Source organism: Aquabacterium sp. J223, assembly GCF_024666615.1.
Lineage (GTDB): Bacteria > Pseudomonadota > Gammaproteobacteria > Burkholderiales > Burkholderiaceae_C > J223.
The window spans coordinates 130444-150481 of record NZ_CP088297.1; the positions used below are offsets into that span (position 1 = coordinate 130444).

At 71.8% G+C, this 20038-nt stretch carries 19 protein-coding genes and 1 pseudogene; 5 read left to right on the plus strand and 15 right to left on the minus strand.

The window, feature by feature from the left end:
- Positions 1-7: 7 nt before the first annotated feature.
- The 5 genes from LRS07_RS00560 to LRS07_RS00580 all read right to left on the minus strand — a co-directional run bounded on the left by LRS07_RS00560 (position 8) and on the right by LRS07_RS00580 (position 5163).
- Complete coding sequence (locus tag LRS07_RS00560) at positions 8-715, minus strand: ABC transporter ATP-binding protein (protein WP_260500108.1); 708 nt, start codon at positions 713-715, stop codon at positions 8-10.
- Positions 702-1490, minus strand: a complete 789-nt coding sequence (locus LRS07_RS00565) for an ABC transporter ATP-binding protein (protein WP_260500109.1) — start codon at positions 1488-1490, stop codon at positions 702-704. Before LRS07_RS00565 ends, LRS07_RS00560 begins: the two co-directional genes overlap by 14 nt.
- Positions 1483-2520 (minus strand): branched-chain amino acid ABC transporter permease, encoded by a 1038-nt coding sequence (locus LRS07_RS00570; RefSeq protein ID WP_260500110.1) that lies wholly within the window; start codon positions 2518-2520, stop codon positions 1483-1485. The genes LRS07_RS00565 and LRS07_RS00570 overlap by 8 nt, the downstream gene beginning before the upstream one ends.
- Entirely contained in the window at positions 2520-3383 is an 864-nt protein-coding gene (locus LRS07_RS00575) for a branched-chain amino acid ABC transporter permease (protein ID WP_260500111.1), read from the minus strand. The genes LRS07_RS00570 and LRS07_RS00575 overlap by 1 nt, the downstream gene beginning before the upstream one ends.
- A gap of 235 nt (positions 3384-3618) precedes the next feature.
- Positions 3619-5163: an AMP nucleosidase gene (locus tag LRS07_RS00580; RefSeq protein WP_260500112.1), complete on the minus strand. Its 1545-nt coding sequence runs from the start codon at positions 5161-5163 to the stop codon at positions 3619-3621.
- A 136-nt stretch (positions 5164-5299) separates the two neighbouring features.
- On the opposite strand from LRS07_RS00580, the gene LRS07_RS00585 reads away from it, so the two are divergent.
- Positions 5300-5785, plus strand: a complete 486-nt coding sequence (locus tag LRS07_RS00585; protein WP_260500113.1) for an outer membrane lipoprotein — start codon at positions 5300-5302, stop codon at positions 5783-5785.
- 69 nt (positions 5786-5854) lie between these two features.
- The gene (locus LRS07_RS00590) at positions 5855-8146 is read left to right on the plus strand and encodes a sugar nucleotide-binding protein (protein ID WP_260500114.1); all 2292 of its coding nucleotides are present in this window, start codon (positions 5855-5857) and stop codon (positions 8144-8146) included.
- Between the two features lie 99 nt (positions 8147-8245).
- Here the strand turns inward: LRS07_RS00590 and holA are convergent, their stop codons facing one another.
- The 7 genes and pseudogenes from holA to LRS07_RS00625 form a co-directional block, all read right to left on the minus strand.
- Positions 8246-9337, minus strand: coding sequence for a DNA polymerase III subunit delta (holA, locus tag LRS07_RS00595; protein ID WP_260500115.1), 1092 nt, complete (start codon positions 9335-9337; stop codon positions 8246-8248).
- A 12-nt stretch (positions 9338-9349) separates the two neighbouring features.
- Entirely contained in the window at positions 9350-9847 is a 498-nt protein-coding gene (locus tag LRS07_RS00600) for an LPS-assembly lipoprotein LptE (protein WP_260500116.1), read from the minus strand.
- Positions 9847-12477, minus strand: coding sequence for a leucine--tRNA ligase (gene leuS, locus LRS07_RS00605; RefSeq protein ID WP_260500117.1), 2631 nt, complete (start codon positions 12475-12477; stop codon positions 9847-9849). The genes LRS07_RS00600 and leuS overlap by 1 nt, the downstream gene beginning before the upstream one ends.
- Positions 12478-12515: 38 nt before the next feature.
- A complete protein-coding gene (locus LRS07_RS00610) occupies positions 12516-12935 on the minus strand; it encodes an ExbD/TolR family protein (protein ID WP_260500118.1) in 420 nt (139 codons plus the stop codon).
- A gap of 6 nt (positions 12936-12941) precedes the next feature.
- Complete coding sequence (locus LRS07_RS00615; protein WP_260500119.1) at positions 12942-13607, minus strand: MotA/TolQ/ExbB proton channel family protein; 666 nt, start codon at positions 13605-13607, stop codon at positions 12942-12944.
- A gap of 88 nt (positions 13608-13695) precedes the next feature.
- A pseudogene (dapB, locus tag LRS07_RS00620) lies at positions 13696-14458 on the minus strand (4-hydroxy-tetrahydrodipicolinate reductase).
- Between the two features lie 44 nt (positions 14459-14502).
- A complete protein-coding gene (locus LRS07_RS00625; RefSeq protein ID WP_260500120.1) occupies positions 14503-15087 on the minus strand; it encodes an outer membrane protein assembly factor BamE in 585 nt (194 codons plus the stop codon).
- Between the two features lie 95 nt (positions 15088-15182).
- Here LRS07_RS00625 and fur point away from each other — a divergent pair, with 95 nt between their 5' ends.
- Entirely contained in the window at positions 15183-15611 is a 429-nt protein-coding gene (fur, locus tag LRS07_RS00630; RefSeq protein WP_260500122.1) for a ferric iron uptake transcriptional regulator, read from the plus strand.
- 21 nt (positions 15612-15632) lie between these two features.
- Here fur and hprK read toward each other — a convergent pair whose 3' ends face one another.
- The 3 genes from hprK to hpf form a co-directional block, all read right to left on the minus strand.
- Entirely contained in the window at positions 15633-16586 is a 954-nt protein-coding gene (gene hprK, locus LRS07_RS00635) for an HPr(Ser) kinase/phosphatase (RefSeq protein ID WP_260500123.1), read from the minus strand.
- 139 nt (positions 16587-16725) lie between these two features.
- The gene (locus tag LRS07_RS00640; RefSeq protein WP_260500124.1) at positions 16726-17196 is read right to left on the minus strand and encodes a PTS sugar transporter subunit IIA; all 471 of its coding nucleotides are present in this window, start codon (positions 17194-17196) and stop codon (positions 16726-16728) included.
- 266 nt (positions 17197-17462) lie between these two features.
- The gene (gene hpf, locus LRS07_RS00645; protein ID WP_260500125.1) at positions 17463-17801 is read right to left on the minus strand and encodes a ribosome hibernation-promoting factor, HPF/YfiA family; all 339 of its coding nucleotides are present in this window, start codon (positions 17799-17801) and stop codon (positions 17463-17465) included.
- Positions 17802-18282: 481 nt separating this feature from the next.
- On the opposite strand from hpf, the gene corA reads away from it, so the two are divergent.
- Both corA and LRS07_RS00655 read left to right on the plus strand, forming a co-directional pair.
- Positions 18283-19254 (plus strand): magnesium/cobalt transporter CorA, encoded by a 972-nt coding sequence (gene corA, locus LRS07_RS00650; RefSeq protein ID WP_260500126.1) that lies wholly within the window; start codon positions 18283-18285, stop codon positions 19252-19254.
- Positions 19251-19937, plus strand: coding sequence for an HAD family hydrolase (locus tag LRS07_RS00655; RefSeq protein ID WP_260500127.1), 687 nt, complete (start codon positions 19251-19253; stop codon positions 19935-19937). Before corA ends, LRS07_RS00655 begins: the two co-directional genes overlap by 4 nt.
- The last annotated feature ends 101 nt before the right edge of the window (positions 19938-20038 follow it).

Below are 20038 nucleotides of genomic sequence, written 5' to 3' on the forward strand. Positions count from 1 at the left end.
TGGAACGTCACGCGCCGATGTAGGCGCGGCGCACGTCTTCGTTGTTCATCAGGCTGTCGGGGTCGCCTTCCATGGCGATGCGGCCGCCCTCGAGCACGTAGGCCCGGTGGGCGATCTTCAGCGCGGCGTAGGCGTTCTGCTCGGCCAGCAGCACGGTGGTGCCGGCCTGGTTGATGCGCTGCACCACCTCCAGCACCTGGCGAACCACCAGCGGCGCCAGGCCCAGCGACGGCTCGTCGAGCAGCAGGCACTTCGGACGGCCCATCAGCGCCCGGCCGATGGCCACCATCTGCTGCTGGCCGCCGGACAGCGAGCCCGCCGCGTCGTCCTGCTTCTGCTTCAGGATGGGGAACAGGTCCATCACCTCGCGCAGCCGCTCGGCGTTGCCGGCCCCGTCGCTGCGGTGCACGTAGGCGCCGAGCATCAGGTTCTTCAGCACCGACATCTGCGGGAACAGCTTGCGGCCCTCGGGGCACTGCACCAGGCCGGCGGCGACGACGTCGCTGGGCCGCCGCCCCGTCAGCTCCTGGCCGCGGAACTTGATGCTGCCGCCCGAGGGCTTGTGCAGGCCGCTGGTGGTGAGGAAGAGCGAGCTCTTGCCGGCCCCGTTGGCGCCCAGCAGCACCACCAGTTCGCCCTCGGCCGCGTGCAGGCTGACGCCGTGCAGCGCCCGGTAGGCGCCGTAGTGCAGCGTGAGGTTCTCAAGCTGCAGCATGCGCCGCCTCCTGCTGCGCCTCGTCCTGCACGCCCAGGTAGGCCTCGATCACCGCCGGGTCGGCCTTGATCTGCGCCGGCGTGCCTTCGGCGATCTTCTCGCCGTGGTGCAGCACCAGGATCTTGTCGGCCAGGTTCATGATCATGTCCATCTTGTGCTCGATGAGGCAGACCGTCAGGCCGTGCGCCACCATCTTGCGGATGAGCGTGGCCAGGCCCTGCGTCTCCTCCGGGTTGACGCCGCCCGCCGGTTCGTCCAGCAGCACCAGCTGCGGCTCGGTGGCCAGCGCCAGCGCGAAGGCCACGCGCTTGCGCTCCTCCTGCGAGATGTCGGCCGCCAGCCGATGCTCCAGCCGTGCGCAGCCGACGAAGTCGAGCGCGGCCCGCGCCTTCTCGCGGCAGGCCTTCTCTTCGGCCTTCAGCCGCGGCGTGCCGAGCAGCACGTCCACCAGGCCCGAGCGGGTGCGCAGCCGGTGGCCGACGATCAGGTTGTCCAGCACGGTGGCCTGGTCGAACAGCGTGGTGGTCTGGAAGGTGCGCGCCACGCCCAGGCGGGCCATCTGGTCGGCGCGCAGGCCCGTCACGTCCTGGCCCTTGAAGCGGATGCGGCCGGACGTCGGCGACATCGCGCCGGCGATCAGGTTGAAGAAGGTGGTCTTGCCGGCGCCGTTGGGGCCGATGATGGCGTTGACCTTGCCCGGCTCGACCCGCGTGCTGACGTCGTGGACGGCGGCCAGGCCGCCGAACCGCTTGCCCAGGTGTTCGACCTCAAGCATGGCGGCCTCCGGTGGCGGGGGTGGTCGGGGTGGCGGCGCGGTCGGTGCGGCCGGCCGGCGCCGGCGCGAAGGCGGCGGCGCTGCGCGCACGCCGGCGCGCCGCCCAGCCCAGCCAGGTGCCGACCACGCCGTGCGGCAGGAAGATCACCAGCAGGATGAGCAGCGGCCCGAAGACGATGAAGCGGTAGTCCTGCAGGAACTGCAGGGTCTGCTCGATCCAGGGCACCGCCAGCGCGCCCAGCAGCGGCCCGGCCAGCGTGCCGAGGCCGCCGACCAGCATGTACATCGTCATGTCGAAGGTGTGGTGCGCGCCGGCGATGTCGGGTCCGAGGAAGCGCACGAAGCCGGCGTACAGCGCGCCGGCGAGCCCGGCGTAGAACACCGACAGCACGAAGGCCAGCACCTTGTTGCGCATCAGGTTGATGCCCAGCGCCTCGGCCAGCTCGTCGCCGTTGCGGATGGCCATGAAGGTGCGGCCCAGCAGCGAGTGCACGATGCGGTGCATGGCCCACACGCCGATCACCAGGAAGAAGAAGACCAGGTAGTACAGCCGGATCGGCGAGTCGAAGGTGAGGCCGAACACCGGCGACGGCGCAGGGATGCCGATGATGCCCACCGTGCCGTGGGTCAGGCCCTCCCACTTCTCGATGACGAGGAAGAGGATGTAGCCCACGCACAGCGTGAAGATGGAGAAGTAGTGGCCCTTCAGCCGCAGCGACACCAGGCCCAGCGGCCAGCCGACGAGGGCGGTGAACACGCCGGCGATGGCGAAGGCGATCCAGAACGGCACGCCGTGGTCCACCGTGAGGATGCCCAGCGTGTAGGCGCCGATGGCCATGAAGCCGGCGTGCGCCAGATTGAACTGGCCGGTGTAGCCGGTGATGAGGTTCAGCCCGATCGTCGCCAGCGCGAAGATGTACGCCTTGGCCATCACCGTCAGGTGGTAGTCGTTGCCGGCAAGGAAGGGGAAGGCCAGGCCAAGGGCGAACAGCAGCGCCCAGCCCACGCGGAAGGTCTTGGCATCCGCCATCAGCGCATCCCCCGCGTGAACAGGCCCTGCGGCCGCAGCGACAGGATCACCACCAGCAGCACGAAGGCGATGATGTCCTTGTAGTCGGTGGAGATGTAGAAGGCGCCGAAGCTCTCGGCGAAGCCGATGATCAGCCCGCCGACGATGGCACCCGGCACGCTGCCCATGCCGCCGAGGATGATGATGACGAAGGCCTTGGTGATCACCAGGTTGCCCATCGCCGGGTAGACCAGGTTGATCGGCGCGTACAGCGTGGCCGCCACGCCGGCCAGCACGCCCGAGATGGCGAAGGTGAGCATGGCGACGCGGTTGGCGTCGATGCCCACCAGCGAGGCGCCGTCGCGGTTCTGCGCCATGGCGATGATGGTCGAGCCCATCACCGTGCGGTGCAGGAACAGGTGCAGCACCACCATCAGGCCGAAGGCGGCGGCCACGATCATCAGCCGCTGCACCGGGGCGGTGACGCCGCCGACCTCGAGGATGCCGGTGTAGGGCGTCTCCATGCGGTGGAAGTCGGCGCCGAACAGCGCCTGCGCGCCGGCCTCCAGGAACAGCAGCAGGCCGATGGCCGCGATCATCGGGTGCAGGCCCGAGGCCTTGCGCAGCGGGTGGAACACCAGCCGCTCCGACACGGTGGCGATGACGGCGACGAACAGCGCCGAGCCCAGCATGGCCAGCCAGTAGTGCAGGCCGACCTTCGACATCAGCCACCAGGCCGCGAAGGCACCCGCCATGTAGAAGGCGCCATGGGCGAAGTTGGGCACGTGCAGGATGCCGTAGACCAGCGTCAGCCCCAGGGCCACGAGGCTGTAGATGCCGCCGAGCGTGAGCCCGTTGAGCACCTGTTGCAGGAAGAGGTCCATCGTGTCGGTTGAGCGGGCGGAACGCGCATGCTGCGAGCCGCGCGGCCGTGCCGTCAACCGGGAAAGCTGGCCCGCGTGCCGCGGTGCAGAACGTTCAGGGAAGATCCCGAGCGGGGGTGTCCGCTGCGCGACGCGCCTGTGAACCGGGTGCCGCGGTCGACCTGGCCCGCGGCGCGGGCCACTGCGTTTTTCTGCCCAGCGGAAGCGATTTCCGCAACCCGCGGGTGGGCCTGCGCTACTGGAACGCGACCTCGTCGAAACTGCGCAGCTTGCGGCTGTGCAGCTGGTCCAGCCGCTGGCGGCGCAGCAGGTCGAGCGCCCGCATGCCGATGCGAAGGTGCTGGTCCACCCGCTCGCGGTAGAAGTGGTTGGCCATGCCGGGCAGCTTGATCTCGCCGTGCAGCGGCTTGTCGCTCACGCACAGCAAGGTGCCGTAGGGCACCCGGAAGCGGAAGCCGTTGGCGGCAATGGTGGCGCTTTCCATGTCCAGCGCCACCGCGCGGCTCTGGCTGAAGCGCCGGTCCGGCGTCGTCGGCACGTTGCGGTTGGGCAGCAGCTCCCAGTTGCGGTTGTCGGTGGACGCCACCGTGCCGGTGCGCATCACGCGCTTGAGCTCGTAGCCCTTGAGCTGCGTGATGTCGGCCACCGCCGTCTCCAGCGCCTGCTGCACCTCGGCCAGCGGCGGGATCGGCACCCACAGCGGCAGCTCCTCGTCGAGCACGTGGTCCTCGCGCACGTAGCCGTGGGCCAGCACGTAGTCGCCGAGCTGCTGGCTGTTGCGCAGCCCGGCGCAGTGGCCGAGCATCAGCCAGGCGTGCGGCCGCAGCACGCCGATGTGGTCGGTGATGGTCTTGGCGTTGCTGGGCCCGACGCCGATGTTGACCATGGTGATGCCGGAACGGTCCGGCCGCACCAGGTGGTAGGCCGGCATCTGCGGCAGCCGCGGCGGCGCGGCGCCCAGCTCGTCGCCGGGTTCGGGGGCCAGGCCGGCCCGGCGCGTGACCACGTTGCCCGGCTCGATGAAGGCGGCGTAGCCGTCGTCGCCGCTGGTCGGGTCGTGCGGCGTGTCGCCGTCGAGGAAGTCGCGCTGGTCCTGCGGCGCGGCCATCAGCGAGCGGCCGAGCTTGACGAACTCGTCGATGTAGAACTGGTAGTTGGTGAAGAGCACGAAGTTCTGGAAGTGCTCGGGCGCGGTGCCGGTGTAGTGGCGCAGCCGGTGCAGCGAGTAGTCCACCCGCGGCGCGGTGAACAGCGCCAGCGGCCTCGGCTCCCCGGGGCCGGCCTCGTGCGTGCCGTTGGCGATCCCGTCGTCCATGGCGGACAGGTCGGGCAGGTCGAAGCGGTCGCGCAGCAGCTGGCGGCGTTGCGGCGTCAGCGAGCCCTCGATGTGGTCGTGCTCGGCGAACGAGAAGTGCACCGGGATCGGCTGGCTGGACAGGCCCACCTCCAGCGGCACGCCGTGGTTCTTCAGCAGCAGCTCGAACTGCTCCAGGTAGTAGCGGGCGAACAGGTCCGGCCGGGTCAGCGTGGTCTCGAACACGCCCGGGCCGGCGACGAAGCCGTAGGACAGCCGCGAGTCGCTGTGGCGAACCACGGTGTCGGTGCGCAGGCGCACGAAGGGGTAGCAGGCGCGCACCCGCTGCGCCTGGTCGCGGCCGGCGACGAATTCGTGCAGGCTGTGCCGCAGGTGGGCGATGCCCTGCTCGTAGATCGTCGTGGCGTGCGCCAGGGCCGCGCGCGCGTCGGTGAAGGAACGGGTCTGGATCAGCGTGGAAGCCATGGCCGATTCTGCGCCGCGGTCGGTGACCGTTGCGGCCCGCCGTCAGCCGAGGCCGACGCCACGACGCGGGAACCGACGGCAGCGCCCGAAGGGCGACGGCGCCAGCATCGGTGTATCCGAACACAGGAGTCACACGATGTCCCATGTCCGCACCACCACCCCGTCTCGCCTCGCCGCCGTCGGCGGGGCGCTCGCCGGCCTGGCCCTGTTCGCCGGCTGCACCTCCACGCCGCTCTACGACCAGGCACGCCCGGTGGCGCCGGTGACCCAGTCGCCCGCGCTGGCCGAGGCGGTCCGCTACGGCCGCGTCGTCAACGTGCAGTCGGTCGAGACGGGCCGCACCGGGCCTGGCGCGGGCGCGGTGCTCGGCGCCGTGGTCGGCGGCGTGCTGGGCAGCCAGGTCGGCAGCGGCAGCGGCCAGATCGCGGCCACCGGCGTCGGCGCCGTGGCCGGGGGCGTGGCGGGCCACCGCATCGAGCAGAACCGCAGCCGCGGCGAGGTGTGGCGGGTGGACGTGCAGTTCGACGACGGCCGCAGCCAGACCTTCGATTTCCGCGAGCTGAACGGCCTCGGCGTCGGCGACCGCGTGCGCTGGGAGAACAACCAGCTGTACCGGCTCTGACGGGCGGCGCCGGTACGGGCCTTGCCGTGGGCGGCAGAGGGCCGCCGCCGGCGGCCGCGCAGAGGCCCGATGCACCGATTCCCGGAAGAACAGACACCACCCTCCTCCACCTTCGCCGCGGCCGCCGACAGCGCCTCCACCCTGCAGCTGTGGGCCGGCCCGGAGTGCACCGTCAACCGGGTCGGCGACGGCTGGTTCGACCAGTGCGAGGCCACCGGCTTCGCCCACCGCCTCGACGACCTCGATCGCATGGCCTCGCTGGGCGCCCGGCGGGTGCGCTTCCCGCTGCTGTGGGAGCGCACCGCGCCCGAGGCGCCGGATCGCTTCGACTGGGCCTGGGCCGACAGCCGCGTCGAGCGGCTGCGCGAGCTGCGCCTGCCGCCGATCGCCGGCCTGGTGCACCACGGCGCCGGGCCGCACTACACGCACCTGCTCGACCCGGCGTTCCCGCAGAAGCTGGCCGACTACGCCGCGCGCGTGGCCGAGCGCTATCCCGACATCCTGGCCTACACGCCGGTCAACGAGCCGCTGACGACCGCCCGCTTCGCCGCGCTGTACGGCCACTGGCATCCGCACCGGCGTGACGACGCCAGCTTCGTGCGGGTGCTGCTGCACGAGATGCGCGGCACCGTGCTGGCCATGCAGGCCATCCGCCGCGTGCAGCCGGCCGCCGAGCTGGTGCAGACCGACGACCTCGGCCACACCGCCGCCACGCCCGCGCTGCAGCCGGTGGCCGACTTCTACAACGAGCGCCGCTGGCTGGCCTACGACCTGCTGTTCGGCCGCGTGCGGCCCGGCCATGCGCTGTGGGACTACCTGCTCCGCCACGGCGCGACCGAGGCGGAGCTGCGCTGGTTCGAGGAAGCGGCCTGCCCGGCCGACATCGTCGGCATCAACAGCTACATCACCAGCGAGCGCTTCCTCGACGACCGGCTGTCGCTGTACCCGCCGGAACGGGTCGATCCCGAGACCGGCTACGTCGACGTGGAAGCGGTGCGGGTGCTCGGCGCCGGCGTCGGTGGGTTCGCCGCCCGGCTGCGCGAGGCGCATGCACGCCTCGGGGCGCCGCTGGCCATCACCGAGGTGCACATCGGCTGCAGCCGCGAGGAACAGCTGCGCTGGCTGCAGCAGGCGTGGGACGCCGCGCTGGCGGTGCGCGCCGACGGCGCCGACGTGCGCGCCGTGACCTGCTGGGCCGCCTTCGGCAGCGTCGACTGGGACAGCCTGCTGACCCGGCAGCGGGGCCACTACGAACCCGGGCTGTGGGACGTGCGCGGCCCCGAGCCGCGGCTGACCGCGATCGGCGCGCTGGCCCGCAAGCTGGGCCTGGCGGCCAAGGCGCAGGACGAGGCCCGGTCGGTGAGCCAGGGCTTGCAGGCGGCCCCGGCGCCACCGCACGGCCTGCTGCACCCGGCGCTGCACGGCCCCGGCTGGTGGCAGCGCGAGCTGCGGCTGGCCTACGCGGTGCACGGCGAGCCGGCGCACCAGCCCATCGCCGGGCCGCCGCTGCTGATCACCGGCGCCCGCGGCACGCTGGGCCGGGCCTTCGCCGCGGCCTGCGCCGTGCGCGGCCTGCCCTGCCACCTGCTGACGCGGCAGGAGATGGACATCGCCGACCCGGTGTCGGTGGCCGCCGCGCTCAAGCGCTGGCAGCCCTGGGGGGTGATCAACACCGCCGGCTACGTGCGGGTGGACGACGCGGAGCAGGACGGCGAGCGGCAATGGCGCGAGAACGCGCTCGGCCCGGCGGTGCTGGCCGCGGCCTGCGCGGAGGCCGGCATCGGCCTCATGACCTTCTCCTCGGACCTGGTCTTCGACGGTGCGGCCGATGGCCCGCATCGCCCTTACGACGAGGCCGCCACCGCCCGGCCGCTGAACGCCTACGGCCGTGCCAAGCTGGCCGCCGAGCGCGACGTGCTGGCCCGTTGGCCGCAGGCGCTGGTGGTGCGCACCGCCGCCTTCTTCAGCCCGAGCGACGGCCACAACTTCATCACCCAGGGCCTGGCGCGGCTGCAGCGCGACGAGCCCTGGCCGGCGGCGGCCGACCAGGTGGTGTCGCCCACCTACGTGCCCGACCTGGTCTCGACCGCGCTGGACCTGTGGCTGGACGGCGAGCAGGGCGTCTGGCACCTGGCCAACGAGGGCGAGGCCAGCTGGGCCGAACTGGCCTGCCAGGCCGCGGAGGCGGCCGGCTTCTCCCGCGCCGGCGTGCAGGCGGTGCCGGGCGCCAGCCTGGGCCAGCGCGCACCGCGGCCGGCCTACAGCGCGCTCACCAGCCGCCGCGGCCGTCTGATGCCCGGCCTGGCGTCGGCGCTGGAGCGCTACGCCGGTGAATGGCGCAGCGGAACCGTGCCACGCTGATCGCACGGTCTTGTTCAAGCGGACCACCGCGGAACCGGCGTTGCCGGGCCGCTGGTGGTGCCCCTTGAGGGGGCGCCCGAAGCGCGGGGGTGGGCCGTTTCAGGCAGGCAGCGCCAGCCGCAGGCCGGTCGTGCCCTGGCGGGCGCCGGCGGCGGCGCTGTGCTCGAGCACCATCAGCGCCAGCCGCCGCAGGCCGTCCCAGGGGTCGGCCGGCCAGTCGGGATGCTTCAGGCCCTTGACCAGCCCGTCGCAGACCTGCGCGGCGGCGACGAGGTGCGCGCCGGCGTGGTCGCTCATGCCCGGCAGCAGGCGCTCGAACAGCTTTTCCTTCACGCCCCAGACCCGCTGCTCGCGCAGCGCCATCGGCAGCGGCCGGCCCTGCGCCATCGCGTCCTGGACGCGGCGCAGCGCCCGGATGTCCTCGGCCAGCGTCCAGTGCACCAGCACCGGCGCCTCGCCCTCGGCCTTCAGGCCGTCGAGCATGCGCAGCGCACGGCCGACCTGGCCGGCGAGCACGGCTTCGGCGAACTGGGCCACGCTGTAGCGGGCGACGTTGAGCACCGCCGACTGCACCTGCTCGAAGGTCAGCGTGCCGGCGGGAAACAGCAGCGCCAGCTTCTGCAGTTCCTGATGGGCGGCGAGCAGGTTGCCCTCCACCCGGTCGGCGAAGAAGGCCAGCGTGCGTTCGCCCTCCTCGCCCGTCGCCACGCGCTGGCCCTGCGCCGCCAGCCGCTGCGCCAGCCAGGCCGGCAGGGCGCGGCGTTCGATCGGATCGACGCGCACCGAGACGCCCGCCGCGTCGAGCGCGGTGAACCAGGCGCTGCCCTGCTGCTGGCGGTCCAGCCGCGGCAGCATCACCAGCGTCACCAGGTCGTCGGGCAGGCGCTCGCAGTAGCGCTGCAGCGCCTCCGACCCCTCCTTGCCCGGTTTGCCCGACGGGAGGCGCAGCTCGATCAGCCGGCGCTCGGCGAACAGGCTCATCGCCTGCGCGGCGCCGAGCAGGCCGCTCCAGTCGAAGTGCGCGCCGCTGACGGTGAACACCTGGCGTTCGGCATGACCGGCCGCACGCGCCGCGGCGCGCACCGCGTCGCCGGCCTCCTGCGCCAGCAGCGGCTCGTCGCCATGGACCACGTACAGCGGCTTCAGGCCGCGCTGGAGGTGGCCGGCGAGCTGATCGGCGCGGACCTGCATGGCGGCTTCCGGTCAGGGCCGCACCGCGGCCAGCCGGCGCAGCAGCTGGGCCGCGATGTCGGCCTCCATGGCGCGGTAGAGCTCCTGCTCCTCCTGCTCCTTGGCCAGGGCGTCGGTCTCGCTGAAGCTCATGTCGCGGCGCTGCAGCAGCTCGGTGCGCGGCAGCACCTCGGCGCCGGCCGGGCTGCGCAGTTCGTAGACCAGCCGCACGCGCAGCTGCAGCTCGCGCACCTGGCCGGCGGAGGCGATGGCCACCACCACCCGCTCTCGGCGGTCGGTGAAGGCGTGCACCACCACCTGCGACTGCTCGGGCGCGGGCACCCAGGCGATGGCGCTGCCGGCCTGCCGCTGCAGTTCGGCCGCCATCGTGGAGCGGCCGGCGAAGCCGGACAGGTGGATGCGCGTGACCGCAAGGTCGGGCGCCCGCCGCAGCTGGAAGCCGCAGCCGGCGAGCGCGCCGGCCGCCGCCAGGACCGCCAGCAGACCGCGGCGCGGCAAGGCCGTGCGCATCAGGCGACCACGTTGACCAGCCGGCCCGGCACCACGATCACCTTCTTCGGTGGCCGGCCCTCGGCGAAGCGGAGCACCTCGGGACTGGCCAGGGCCGCGGCCTCGATGGCCGCCTTGTCGGCCCCGGCGGGCACGGTGACGCTGCCGCGGTGCTTGCCGTTGACCTGCAGCACCAGCTCGACCTCGTCCTGCTGCAGCGCGGCCTCGTCGACCGCCGGCCAGGGCGCGTCGAGCAGGTCGCCCAGCTCGGCCTCGTAGCCCAGTTCGGCCCACAGCGCATGGGTGATGTGCGGGCAGGCGGGGTACAGCGCGCGCAGCAGCACCGAGAAGCCCTCGCGCAGCACCGGGGCCGCGCCGGCGCTGCCGTCGGGTTTGAAGCCCTCCAGCGCGTTGAGCAGCTTCATCGCGCCGGAGACGACGGTGTTGTACTGCATGCGCTCGTAGTCGTGGCTGACCTGGCGCAGCACCTGGTGCACCTCGCGGCGCAGGGCCTTGGCGGCGGCGTCGGGCGCGGCGGGCAGGGCGCCGCCCTCCTTCAGCAGCGCCGCGTGCTTGTGGCCGAACGACCAGACGCGCTTGAGGAAGCGGTGGGCACCCTCGACGCCCTGGTCGTTCCACTCCAGCGTCTGCTCCGGCGGCGAGGCGAACATGACGAAGAGGCGGGCGGTGTCGGCACCGTACTGGTCGATCAGCGCCTGCGGGTCGACGCCGTTGTTCTTCGACTTGGACATCGTGCCGATGCCCTCGTAGTCGACCGCGCTGCCGTCGCGCTTGAGCGTCGCGCCGGTGATGCGGCCGTGCTCGTCGAGCACGTTCTCGACGTCGTGCGGCCAGAAGTAGTCGATGCCGCCGGCCGGGGTGCGGCGCGAGTAGATGTGGTTGAGCACCATGCCCTGCGTCAGCAGGCGGGTGAAGGGTTCGTCGACCTCGACCAGCTTGAGGTCGCGCATCACCTTGGTCCAGAAGCGCGCGTACAGCAGGTGCAGGATGGCGTGCTCGATGCCGCCGATGTACTGGTCCATCGGCATCCAGTACCGCGTGCCGTCGCCGACCATGCGCTGGTCGTCGCGGGCGTCGCAGTACCGCATGAAGTACCAGGACGAGTCGACGAAGGTGTCCATGGTGTCGGTTTCCCGCCGCGCGGGCCTGCCGCACTGGGGGCAAGCGACCTTCAGGAAGGCCTCGCACTTGTTCAGCGGGTTGCCGGACCCGTCGGGGATCAGGTCCTCGGGCAGCACCACCGGCAGGTCGCGCTCCGGCACGGGCACGGCGCCGCAGGCGTCGCAGTGGATGATGGGGATGGGCGTGCCCCAGTAGCGCTGGCGGCTGATGCCCCAGTCGCGCAGGCGCCAGGTGGTCTTCTTCTCGCCCAGGCCCTTGGCCGCCAGCAGCTCGGCCACCTTGTCGACCGCCGGCTTGTACGCCAGGCCGTCGAGCACGCCGGAGTTCACGCAGCGCCCGCGCTGCTTGTCGCCGTACCAGTCGGCCCAGGCGTCGGTGGAGAAGGTCTCGCCCTCGACCGCCACCACCGGCTTGATCGGCAGCCCGTACTTCTTCGCGAACGCGAAGTCGCGTTCGTCGTGCGCCGGCACGCCCATGACCGCGCCGTCGCCGTAGCCCATGAGGACGTAGTTGCCGACCCAGACCTCGACCGGCTCGCCGGTCAGCGGGTGGTGGACGAACAGGCCGGTGGGGCGGCCTTCCTTCTCCCTCAGCGCCAGTTCGGCTTCGGTGGTGCCGCCCTTCTTGCAGTCCTCGATGAAGGCGGCGAGGTCGGCGTTCGTCGCCGCGGCGTGCGTGGCCAGCGGGTGCTCCGGCGCCACCGCGCAGAAGGTGACGCCCATGATGGTGTCGGCGCGCGTGGTGAAGACGTAGAGCCGTCCGTCCTGGATCAACCGGCCCGTCGCGTCGCGGATGTCGTGCGGGAAGGCGAAGCGCACGCCCTCGCTCTTGCCGATCCAGTTCTCCTGCATCAGCTTCACCCGCTCCGGCCAGCCGGGCAGGCCGTGCTGCACGTGGTGCAGCAGTTCCTCGGCGTACCGGGTGATCTTCAGGTAGTAGCCGGGGATCTCGCGCTTTTCCACCGGCGCGCCGGAGCGCCAGCCACGGCCGTCGATGACCTGCTCGTTGGCCAGCACCGTCTGGTCCACCGGGTCCCAGTTGACGACCTGCGTGCGGCGCTCGGCGATGCCCGCTTCCAGCATCTTCAGGAACAGCCACTGGTTCCACTTGTAGTACTGCGGGCTGCAGGTGGCGACCTCGCGCGACCAGTCGATGGCCAGGCCCATGGCCTGCATCTGGCCCTTCATGTGGGCGATGTTCTCGTAGGTCCACTTCGCCGGCGGCACCTTGTTCTTCATCGCCGCGTTCTCGGCCGGCAGGCCGAAGGCGTCCCAGCCCATGGGCATCAGCACGTTCATGCCCTTCATGCGCAGCTGGCGCGCGAGCATGTCGTTGATGGTGTAGTTGCGCACATGCCCCATGTGCAGCTTGCCGCTGGGGTAGGGCAGCATGGAGCAGGCGTAGAACTTGGGACGGGTCGCGTCCTCGGTGACGCGGTAGGCGTCACGGGCGTTCCAGTGCGCCTGCGCGGCCGACTCCACCTCGGCGGGAGCGTACTTTTCCTTCATCGGGCGATTGTATGAAGCCGCCTCGCCGCGGCCGGTCGCTACTTGGCCGGCGGGTCCGCGACGAAGCCGATGCGGTTCAGCCCCGCCTGCTGGATCTGACCGATGAGCGTGGCCACCTGGCCGTAGGGCACGGCCTTGTCGGCCCGCAGCTGCACCTCGGCCTCCGGGTTGGCGCGTGCCACCGCGGCCAGCCGGTGGGCGACGTTGTCGGGCAGCAGCGGCTCGTCGCCGAGGAACACCCGGCCCTGGGCGTCGACCGCCAGCAGCACGGTGGACGGCGCCTGCACCGGCGTCGCCCCCTCGGCGCTGGGCAGGTCCAGCTTCAGGCTCGATCCCATCAGCGGCGCGGTGATGATGAAGATGACCAGCAGCACCAGCATGACGTCGATGAGCGGCGTCATGTTGATCTCGCTCATCGGTTGTGCGCCGGGGCGGCGCGGCAGGCGGCCGAAGGCCATGCGTCGTCAGCCGGCGACCGGTGCCGCGGCGCGGCCGAGCACCCATTCGCGCAGGTCGTGGGCGAAGCCCTCCAGCGCGGCCTCGCAGGCGGCGATGCGCTGCCCGAACACGTTGTAGGCCAGCACCGCGGGGATGGCCACCGCCAGGCCGGCGGCGGTCATCACCAGCGCCTCGCCCACCGGGCCGGAGACCTTGTCGATGGTCACGCTGCCGGCCGCGGCGATGCTCATCAGCGCGTGGTAGATGCCCCAGACGGTGCCGAAGAGACCGATGAAGGGCGCCGTGCTGCCGATGGAGGCCAGCAGCACCTGGCCGCTGTGCAGCGGCGCCAGCGCCTGGTGCAGGGCGTCGCGCAGCTGCCGAGTGAGCTGGGCGCCGGCGTCGCCCTCGCGCGCCAGCGTGCCCTCGGCCGGGGTGTGGGCGGCGGCCAGCACCAGCGGCTCGACCAGCCGCTCGCGGTCCAGCGCGCGCAGCCGGGACTGCCCGTCGCGGAAGGACGCGGCGCCCCAGAACGCGGCCACCGACCGCTCGACGTCGCGGCCGGCGCGCTTCAGCACCCAGGCCTTCCACAGGATCACCACCCAGCCGGCCACCGACATCGCCAGCAGCAGCAGCGCCACCGTGCGGCCGATGGCGTCGCTGGCGTCCCAGAACCGGGCGAGACCGTCCATCCCTCAGGGCCGCCCGGCCGCCCGAGGGCCCTGAGCGCCCCCTCGGGGGGCAGCGAACGCCAATGAGCGTGGGAGCATCACGTCTGGCTCAGAGTCCGAGCACGTCGTCCATGCCGAACAGGCCGCGATCGCGGCCGGCGAGGAAGCCGCGCGGCGCGCAGGCTGCCCTGCGCATAGGTCGCCCGGCTGGAGCTCTTGTGCGTGATCTCGATGCGCTCGCCGATGCCGGCGAACAGCACGGTGTGGTCGCCGACGATGTCGCCGCCGCGGATGGTGGCGAAGCCGATGGTCGACGGGTCGCGTTCGCCGGTGACGCCCTCGCGGGCGTAGACCGCGCAGTCCTTCAGGTCGCGGCCCAACGCCTCGGCCACCACCTCGCCCATCTTCAGCGCGGTGCCGCTGGGCGCGTCGACCTTGTGGCGGTGGTGCGCCTCGATGACCTCGATGTCGTAGCCGTGGCTGAAGGCCTTGGCCGCCATCTGCAGCAGCTTGAGGGTGACGTTGACGCCGACGCTCATGTTGGGCGCCATGACGACGGCCAGCTGCTCCGCATGGGCCGAGATCTCGGCCTTCTGCGCGTCGGTGAACCCGGTGGTGCCGATGACCGCCTTGACGCCGTGGCGGCGGCAGGCGGCCAGGTGCGCCAGCGTGCCCTCGGGGCGGGTGAAGTCGATCAGCACGTCGGCGCCGCGCAGGCCGGCGTCGAGGTCGGAGGTGACCGTGACGCCGCTGGCCTGGCCGAGGAAGGCGGCGGCGTCCTGCCCGAGGGCGGGGCTGTCGGGGCGGTCGAGCGCACCGGCCAGCCGGGTGTCCGGCGCCTGCAGCACCGCCTCGATCAACATGCGGCCCATGCGGCCGCCCGCGCCGACGATGGCGATGTCCAGCGCAGCACCGCTCACCGCCGCGGCTCCAGCGGCGGGTACTCGCGGGCGGGGCCCTGCGGCGCTTCGGGCGACGGCGCGGCGCCGGCCGCGGCGGGCGGCTTGGGCAGCGCCTGCCGGCGCTCCTCGGTCAGCTCCAGCGGCGGCACCTTCGGGTTGAGGAAGCGCTGCGGGGTGATGGAGGTGACGAACTCGCGTTCGGTGGGCAGCGGCGGCGCCTCCACCGTCTTCAGCGTCTCGCCGTCGAACTGCAGCACGATGTGGCGGCGCTGCGGCTCGGCGCCCGGCCGGCGGATGGTGAAGACGTAGTCCCAGCGGTCGGCGTGGAAGGGGTCGGTCAGTAGCGGCGAGCCGAGCACGTCGCGCACCTGCAGCCTGGACATGCCGGGGCGCACCGCCGCGATCTGCTCCTGCGTGACCACGTTGCCCTGCACGATGTCGACGCGGTACGGCGTCAGCAGGCCGAGCACGCGGTCGGTCGGCGCGGAGCTGCAGCCGGCCAGCGCCAGCAGCAGGCCGGCCAGCGCGACGGCAGACGCTTGCCGGCTCAGGCCGATGGCACCGGCGGGCCGTTGGCCGTGGAGATCAGGACGGTGCATGGGCGGATCCGACTATGATCGAATCATTCTACGGTGGCCCCTCGGCGGCCGCCTCGACCGCTGTACCTGCCCACCTCCGACCGCTCGACGTTCCCATGAGCCACGCCGACGACCTGAAGAGCAGCGGCCTGAAGGCGACGCTGCCACGCCTGAAGATCCTCGAGGTCTTTCAGCGCAGCGACCAGCGCCACATGACGGCCGAGGACGTGTTCAAGGCGCTGATGCACGAGGGCGCCGACATCGGCCTGGCCACCGTCTACCGGGTGCTGATGCAGTTCGAGCAGGCGGGGCTGCTGTCGCGCAGCCACTTCGAGTCCGGCAAGTCGGTGTTCGAGCTCAACGAAGGCCAGCACCACGACCACCTCGTCTGCGTGACCTGCGGCCGGGTCGAGGAGTTCTACGACGCGGAGATCGAGGCGCGCCAGCACGAGGTGGCGCTGCGCCGCGGCTTCGACCTGCGCGAGCACGCGTTGTCGCTGTACGCCGTGTGCACGAAGAAGGACTGCCCGCACCGGCACGGCTAGCCGCTCGCGGCGCCGGTCGCCTCAGCCGTCGCCGCGTTCCATCGCCCGCTGGTGGCGCTGGATGAACTCCCGGTAGGTGTCGATGCCGCGCAGCTGCAGGATCGTGTTGCGCACCGCCGCCTCGACCAGCACCGCCAGGTTGCGGCCGGCGTCGACGGCGATGATGGCCTTGCGCACCGGCACGTCGAGGATCTCCTCGTACAGCGGCTCGTAGGGCAGGCGCTCGAACTCGCGGTCCAGGGTCTCCTTGCGCACCAGGTGCACGATGAGCTTGAGCCGCATCTTCCGCCGCACCGCGGTCTCGCCGAAGATGGCCTTGATGTCCAGCAGGCCGATGCCCCGCACCTCCAGCAGGTTCATCAGCAGCTCGGGACAGCGGCCTTCCAGCGAAGTCTGCGAGACGCGGTAGAGGTCCACCGCGTCGTCGGCCACCAGGCCGTGGCCGCGCGAGATCAGTTCCAGCCCGAGCTCGCTCTTGCCCAGGCCCGATTCGCCGGTGAGCAGCACGCCCAGGCCGAGGATGTCCATGAACACGCCATGCCGCGTCGTGCGGTCGGCGAACAGCTGGCCGAGGTAGCCGCGCACCACGTCGATGACGTGGCCGGCCGACTCGGCGGTGACGAACAGCGGGATGTCGGCGCGGTCGCACATCGCCACCAGCCGGTCCGGCGGCGTGGCGCCGTCGGCGACGATGAGCACCGGCGGCTCCAGCGTGACGATGCGCGAGATGCGCCGCTCCTGGTCCTCCGGCGCGTCGCGGTTGAGGTAGGCCACCTCGCGCGAGCCGACCAGCTGCACCCGGTAGGGGTGGATGTAGTTGAGGTAGCCGACCAAGTCGGCCGCCGAACGCGCGTTGAGCACCGCCGCGTCGTCGAACCGACGCTCGGGGTAGGCGTGGCCGGCGATCCACTCCCAGTGCAGCGCCTCGCGGTGGGCTTCGAACAACGCCTCCGCGCTGATGGAGGTGGGTTTCATGTCGGCCCGCGTCCGTTGGCCGGCCGCCCCGCATGGGGGCCCGACGAGCGACCGGGTGACCCGGATCGCACGTCCCTCACCGAGCGCGACCGCTCCTGGCCGCGTTGCGGCCGGTCCCAGAGGGACGGCCCAGTCACCCTCAAGCGACGGATTTCAACGGCTCCCAGTCGGAGATCAGCTTGTGCACCACCGCCGCGTCGGTCTCGACGCGCAGCCGCTCGCGCAGCGCCCGATCGCTCAGCAGCTCGGCGATCTCGGAGAGGATCTCCAGGTGGCGCTGCGTGGCCGCCTCGGGCACCAGCAGGAAGATCAGCAGGTCCACCGGCTCGTCGTCGGGCGCGTCGAAGGGGATCGGGTGCTGGACCCGCAGCACCGCCGCCAGCGGGTTCTTCAACCCCTTGATGCGCCCGTGCGGGATGGCGACGCCGTGCCCCAGGCCGGTGGAGCCGAGGCGCTCGCGCGCGAAGAGGTTGTCGGTGACCGAGGCCCGCGCGATCGCGTGCTGGTTCTCGAACACCAGGCCCGCCTGCTCGAATGCGCGCTTCTTGCTCGTGGCTTCCACGTTCACCAGCACGTTGCCGGCGGGCAGGATGGCGGCGAGACGGTTCATGTGGACGTCCTTGCGTCAGCGCTCCATCGGGAAGGGGATGGGACGCATGGGGGGAAAACGATTATAGGAAGCCCGTCCCTCGTGACCAGCACCAACGGGCAGGGGGCATGCCCGCGACCCGGGGATGTGGCGGGAACGCCACCTCGGCGTGGCCGCCAAACAGAAGCGGCCCCCGTGGGGCCGCTGTTGCTCCTGCCGGAGCGGTCGGGCGCAACGTCCCGAAAGAGGCCGGCCGTCGGCGGCCGCCGTGGCGCCGGATCGGCGCGTCAGTTCAGCAGGTCGAGCCGCTTGGCGGCGGCGTGGTGGTGGTCCTGCACCCGGTCCTTGTGCCGGCACACCTGCCGGTCGAGCTTGTCCATCAGCTGGTCGATGGCGGCGTAGAGGTCCTCGTGGGCCTGCTCCACGAAGATGTCGCGCCCCTTCACGTGGACGGTGACTTCGGCCTTCTGGCGACGTTCCTTCTCCTTCATCTTCTCGACGCGTAGCAAGACGTTGATGTCGACCACCTGGTCGAAGTGCCTTGTCACGCGGTCCAGCTTGCTGAGCACGTAGTCGCGCAGGGCGGGCGTCACGTCGAGGTGGTGTCCGCTGATGGTCAGGTTCATCGGATTTCCTTTCACGAAGACTCGTGGAAGACGGCTCACCACCGCGAGAACGGACGACCGGCGACGGTTGGAGGCCACCGGGCGGCGTTGCAGTCAGGGCGGCGGGGGGTGCCGCCTGTTGCGAGCCGTCCGGGCCAGTGTGCACGTCCGACACCCGTGTGACAAGCCGCCGTGACCGGGCCTTACGACCGCGCTGCGAAGCGCGTGACAGGCGCCGGCGAAAGCCCGTTCGGCGGGGGCGCGGAAGGCCACGACCGCCGGGGGCGGGAGGCATAATCCCGCGGTTGTGATGCCGGAGACCTCCGTGGACCAGAGTCACCCTCGGTGACCGTCCGCTCCCGCGACTGCGCCTGACGGCCGCCCCACCCGGCGGCCTCGCGCCGGCGGAGCGAGACGGTTCCCCCTCGCCCCCGCCCGTTGTCCCTGCCGCCTGAACGCGGTACCGCACGGCCGCTGCAAGCGGGCCGTGGCCGGAGATCCGATGATCAATGTCTTCACGCTGGAGCAGGGCCGCCTGAGCGGCCGCGCGCTCCAGGACGACGAACTGCTGGCCGACGCCCCCGAACGCGAACCGGTGTGGGTGGACCTGGAGGCGCCGACGCCGCAGGAGAAGGCCTGGGTCGCCCGCCGCTTCGGCCTCGTCATCCCCGACGACATCGTCGACGACGACCTGGAGGAGTCGGCCCGCTTCTACGAGGAGGACAACGGCGAGCTGCACATCCGCTCCGACTTCCTCATCGACGACGACGAGACGCCGCGCAACGTGCGGGTGGCCTTCATCCTGCACCGCAGGGTGCTGTTCTCCGTCCACGAGGAGGACCTGCCGGTGTTCCGGCTGCTGCGGCTGCGGGCGCGCCGCATCCCGGCGCTGATCGAGGACGCCAAGGACGTGCTGCTGAAGCTCTACGACGCCGACGCCGAGTACTCGGCCGACGCGCTGGAGGGCATCTACGTCGCGCTGGAGAAGGTCAGCGCGCGGGTGCTCAAGCAGGAGGTGAGCGACCAGACCGCCAGCGAGGTGCTGGCCGCGGTGGCCCGCGAGGAGGACCTGAACGGCCGCATCCGCCGCAACGTGATGGACACCCGGCGCGCGGTGAGCTTCATGATGCGCAGCCGCATGCTCAACGCCGAGCAGTTCGAGGAGGCCCGGCAGATCCTGCGCGACATCGACTCGCTCGACTCGCACACCGCGTTCCTCTTCGACAAGATCAACTTCCTGATGGACGCCACCGTCGGCTTCATCAACATCAACCAGAACAAGATCATCAAGATCTTCTCGGTGGCGTCGGTGGCGCTGCTGCCGCCGACGCTGATCGCCAGCATCTACGGCATGAACTTCCGGGCCATGCCGGAGCTGGACTGGTCGCTGGGTTATCCCTTCGCGCTGGCGCTGATGGCCGCCTCGGTGGCGGCGCCCTTCCTCTACTTCCGCCGCAAGGGCTGGCTGCGGTGATCGACTGGGCGCGGGTCCGGGCGGTCACGCTGGACCTGGACGACACGCTGTGGCCGGTCATGCCGCCGCTGCGGCGGGCCGAAGCGGCGCTGTGGGCCTGGCTGGCCGAACACGCGCCGCGCACCGCGGCCCAGGGTCCCGACGCGATGGCCGCCCTGCGCGCCGCCGTGCACGCGGACTGGCCGCACCGGCTGCACGACCTCACCGCCCTGCGCCGGGAAACGCTGCGCCGGGCGCTCGTATCGGCCGGCGAGGACGAGGCGCTGGCCGAACCGGCCTTCGAGGTGTTCTTCGCCGAGCGCAACCGGGTCGAGCTCTACGAGGACGTGCCGCCCGCGCTGGCCCGGCTGTCGGCGCGACGGCCGCTGCTGGCGGTCACCAACGGCAATGCCGACCTGGCGCGGGTCGGCATCGACCGCTGGTTCGTCGGCACGGTGAACGCGCGCGAGGTCGGCGCGGCCAAGCCGCACCGCGCCATCTTCGAGGCGGCCTGCCGCCGCCTGAGCCTGCCGCCGGCCGCGGTGCTGCACGTGGGCGACGACGTCGCCCTCGATGTCGAAGGCGCCCGGGCCGCCGGACTGCAGGCGGTCTGGATCGACCGCGCCGGGCCGGGCAGCCCCACCGCGCTGCCCGACCTGCTGGCCCTGTGCGACCGGCTGGAGGCGGCCGACGGCGGCCCATGAAAAAGGCCGACCCGGTGGGGATCGGCCTCGGAGAAGAAAGACGCCGCGCAGCGCCCCAGAACGAAGGAGGGAGGGAGGGAGGGAGGAGGAGAAACGCTCTG

What these genes read in the sequence shown, in the direction of transcription:
- LRS07_RS00560 (WP_260500108.1), bottom strand. Translation starts at nt 715, where the DNA reads ATGCTGCAGCTTGAGAACCTCACGCTGCACTACGGCGCCTACCGGGCG.
- LRS07_RS00565 (WP_260500109.1), bottom strand. Translation starts at nt 1,490, where the DNA reads ATGCTTGAGGTCGAACACCTGGGCAAGCGGTTCGGCGGCCTGGCCGCC.
- LRS07_RS00570 (WP_260500110.1), bottom strand. Translation starts at nt 2,520, where the DNA reads ATGGCGGATGCCAAGACCTTCCGCGTGGGCTGGGCGCTGCTGTTCGCC.
- LRS07_RS00575 (WP_260500111.1), bottom strand. Translation starts at nt 3,383, where the DNA reads ATGGACCTCTTCCTGCAACAGGTGCTCAACGGGCTCACGCTCGGCGGC.
- LRS07_RS00580 (WP_260500112.1), bottom strand. Translation starts at nt 5,163, where the DNA reads ATGGCTTCCACGCTGATCCAGACCCGTTCCTTCACCGACGCGCGCGCG.
- LRS07_RS00585 (WP_260500113.1), top strand. Translation starts at nt 5,300, where the DNA reads ATGTCCCATGTCCGCACCACCACCCCGTCTCGCCTCGCCGCCGTCGGC.
- LRS07_RS00590 (WP_260500114.1), top strand. Translation starts at nt 5,855, where the DNA reads ATGCACCGATTCCCGGAAGAACAGACACCACCCTCCTCCACCTTCGCC.
- holA (WP_260500115.1), bottom strand. Translation starts at nt 9,337, where the DNA reads ATGCAGGTCCGCGCCGATCAGCTCGCCGGCCACCTCCAGCGCGGCCTG.
- LRS07_RS00600 (WP_260500116.1), bottom strand. Translation starts at nt 9,847, where the DNA reads ATGCGCACGGCCTTGCCGCGCCGCGGTCTGCTGGCGGTCCTGGCGGCG.
- leuS (WP_260500117.1), bottom strand. Translation starts at nt 12,477, where the DNA reads ATGAAGGAAAAGTACGCTCCCGCCGAGGTGGAGTCGGCCGCGCAGGCG.
- LRS07_RS00610 (WP_260500118.1), bottom strand. Translation starts at nt 12,935, where the DNA reads ATGGCCTTCGGCCGCCTGCCGCGCCGCCCCGGCGCACAACCGATGAGC.
- LRS07_RS00615 (WP_260500119.1), bottom strand. Translation starts at nt 13,607, where the DNA reads ATGGACGGTCTCGCCCGGTTCTGGGACGCCAGCGACGCCATCGGCCGC.
- LRS07_RS00625 (WP_260500120.1), bottom strand. Translation starts at nt 15,087, where the DNA reads ATGCACCGTCCTGATCTCCACGGCCAACGGCCCGCCGGTGCCATCGGC.
- fur (WP_260500122.1), top strand. Translation starts at nt 15,183, where the DNA reads ATGAGCCACGCCGACGACCTGAAGAGCAGCGGCCTGAAGGCGACGCTG.
- hprK (WP_260500123.1), bottom strand. Translation starts at nt 16,586, where the DNA reads ATGAAACCCACCTCCATCAGCGCGGAGGCGTTGTTCGAAGCCCACCGC.
- LRS07_RS00640 (WP_260500124.1), bottom strand. Translation starts at nt 17,196, where the DNA reads ATGAACCGTCTCGCCGCCATCCTGCCCGCCGGCAACGTGCTGGTGAAC.
- hpf (WP_260500125.1), bottom strand. Translation starts at nt 17,801, where the DNA reads ATGAACCTGACCATCAGCGGACACCACCTCGACGTGACGCCCGCCCTG.
- corA (WP_260500126.1), top strand. Translation starts at nt 18,283, where the DNA reads ATGATCAATGTCTTCACGCTGGAGCAGGGCCGCCTGAGCGGCCGCGCG.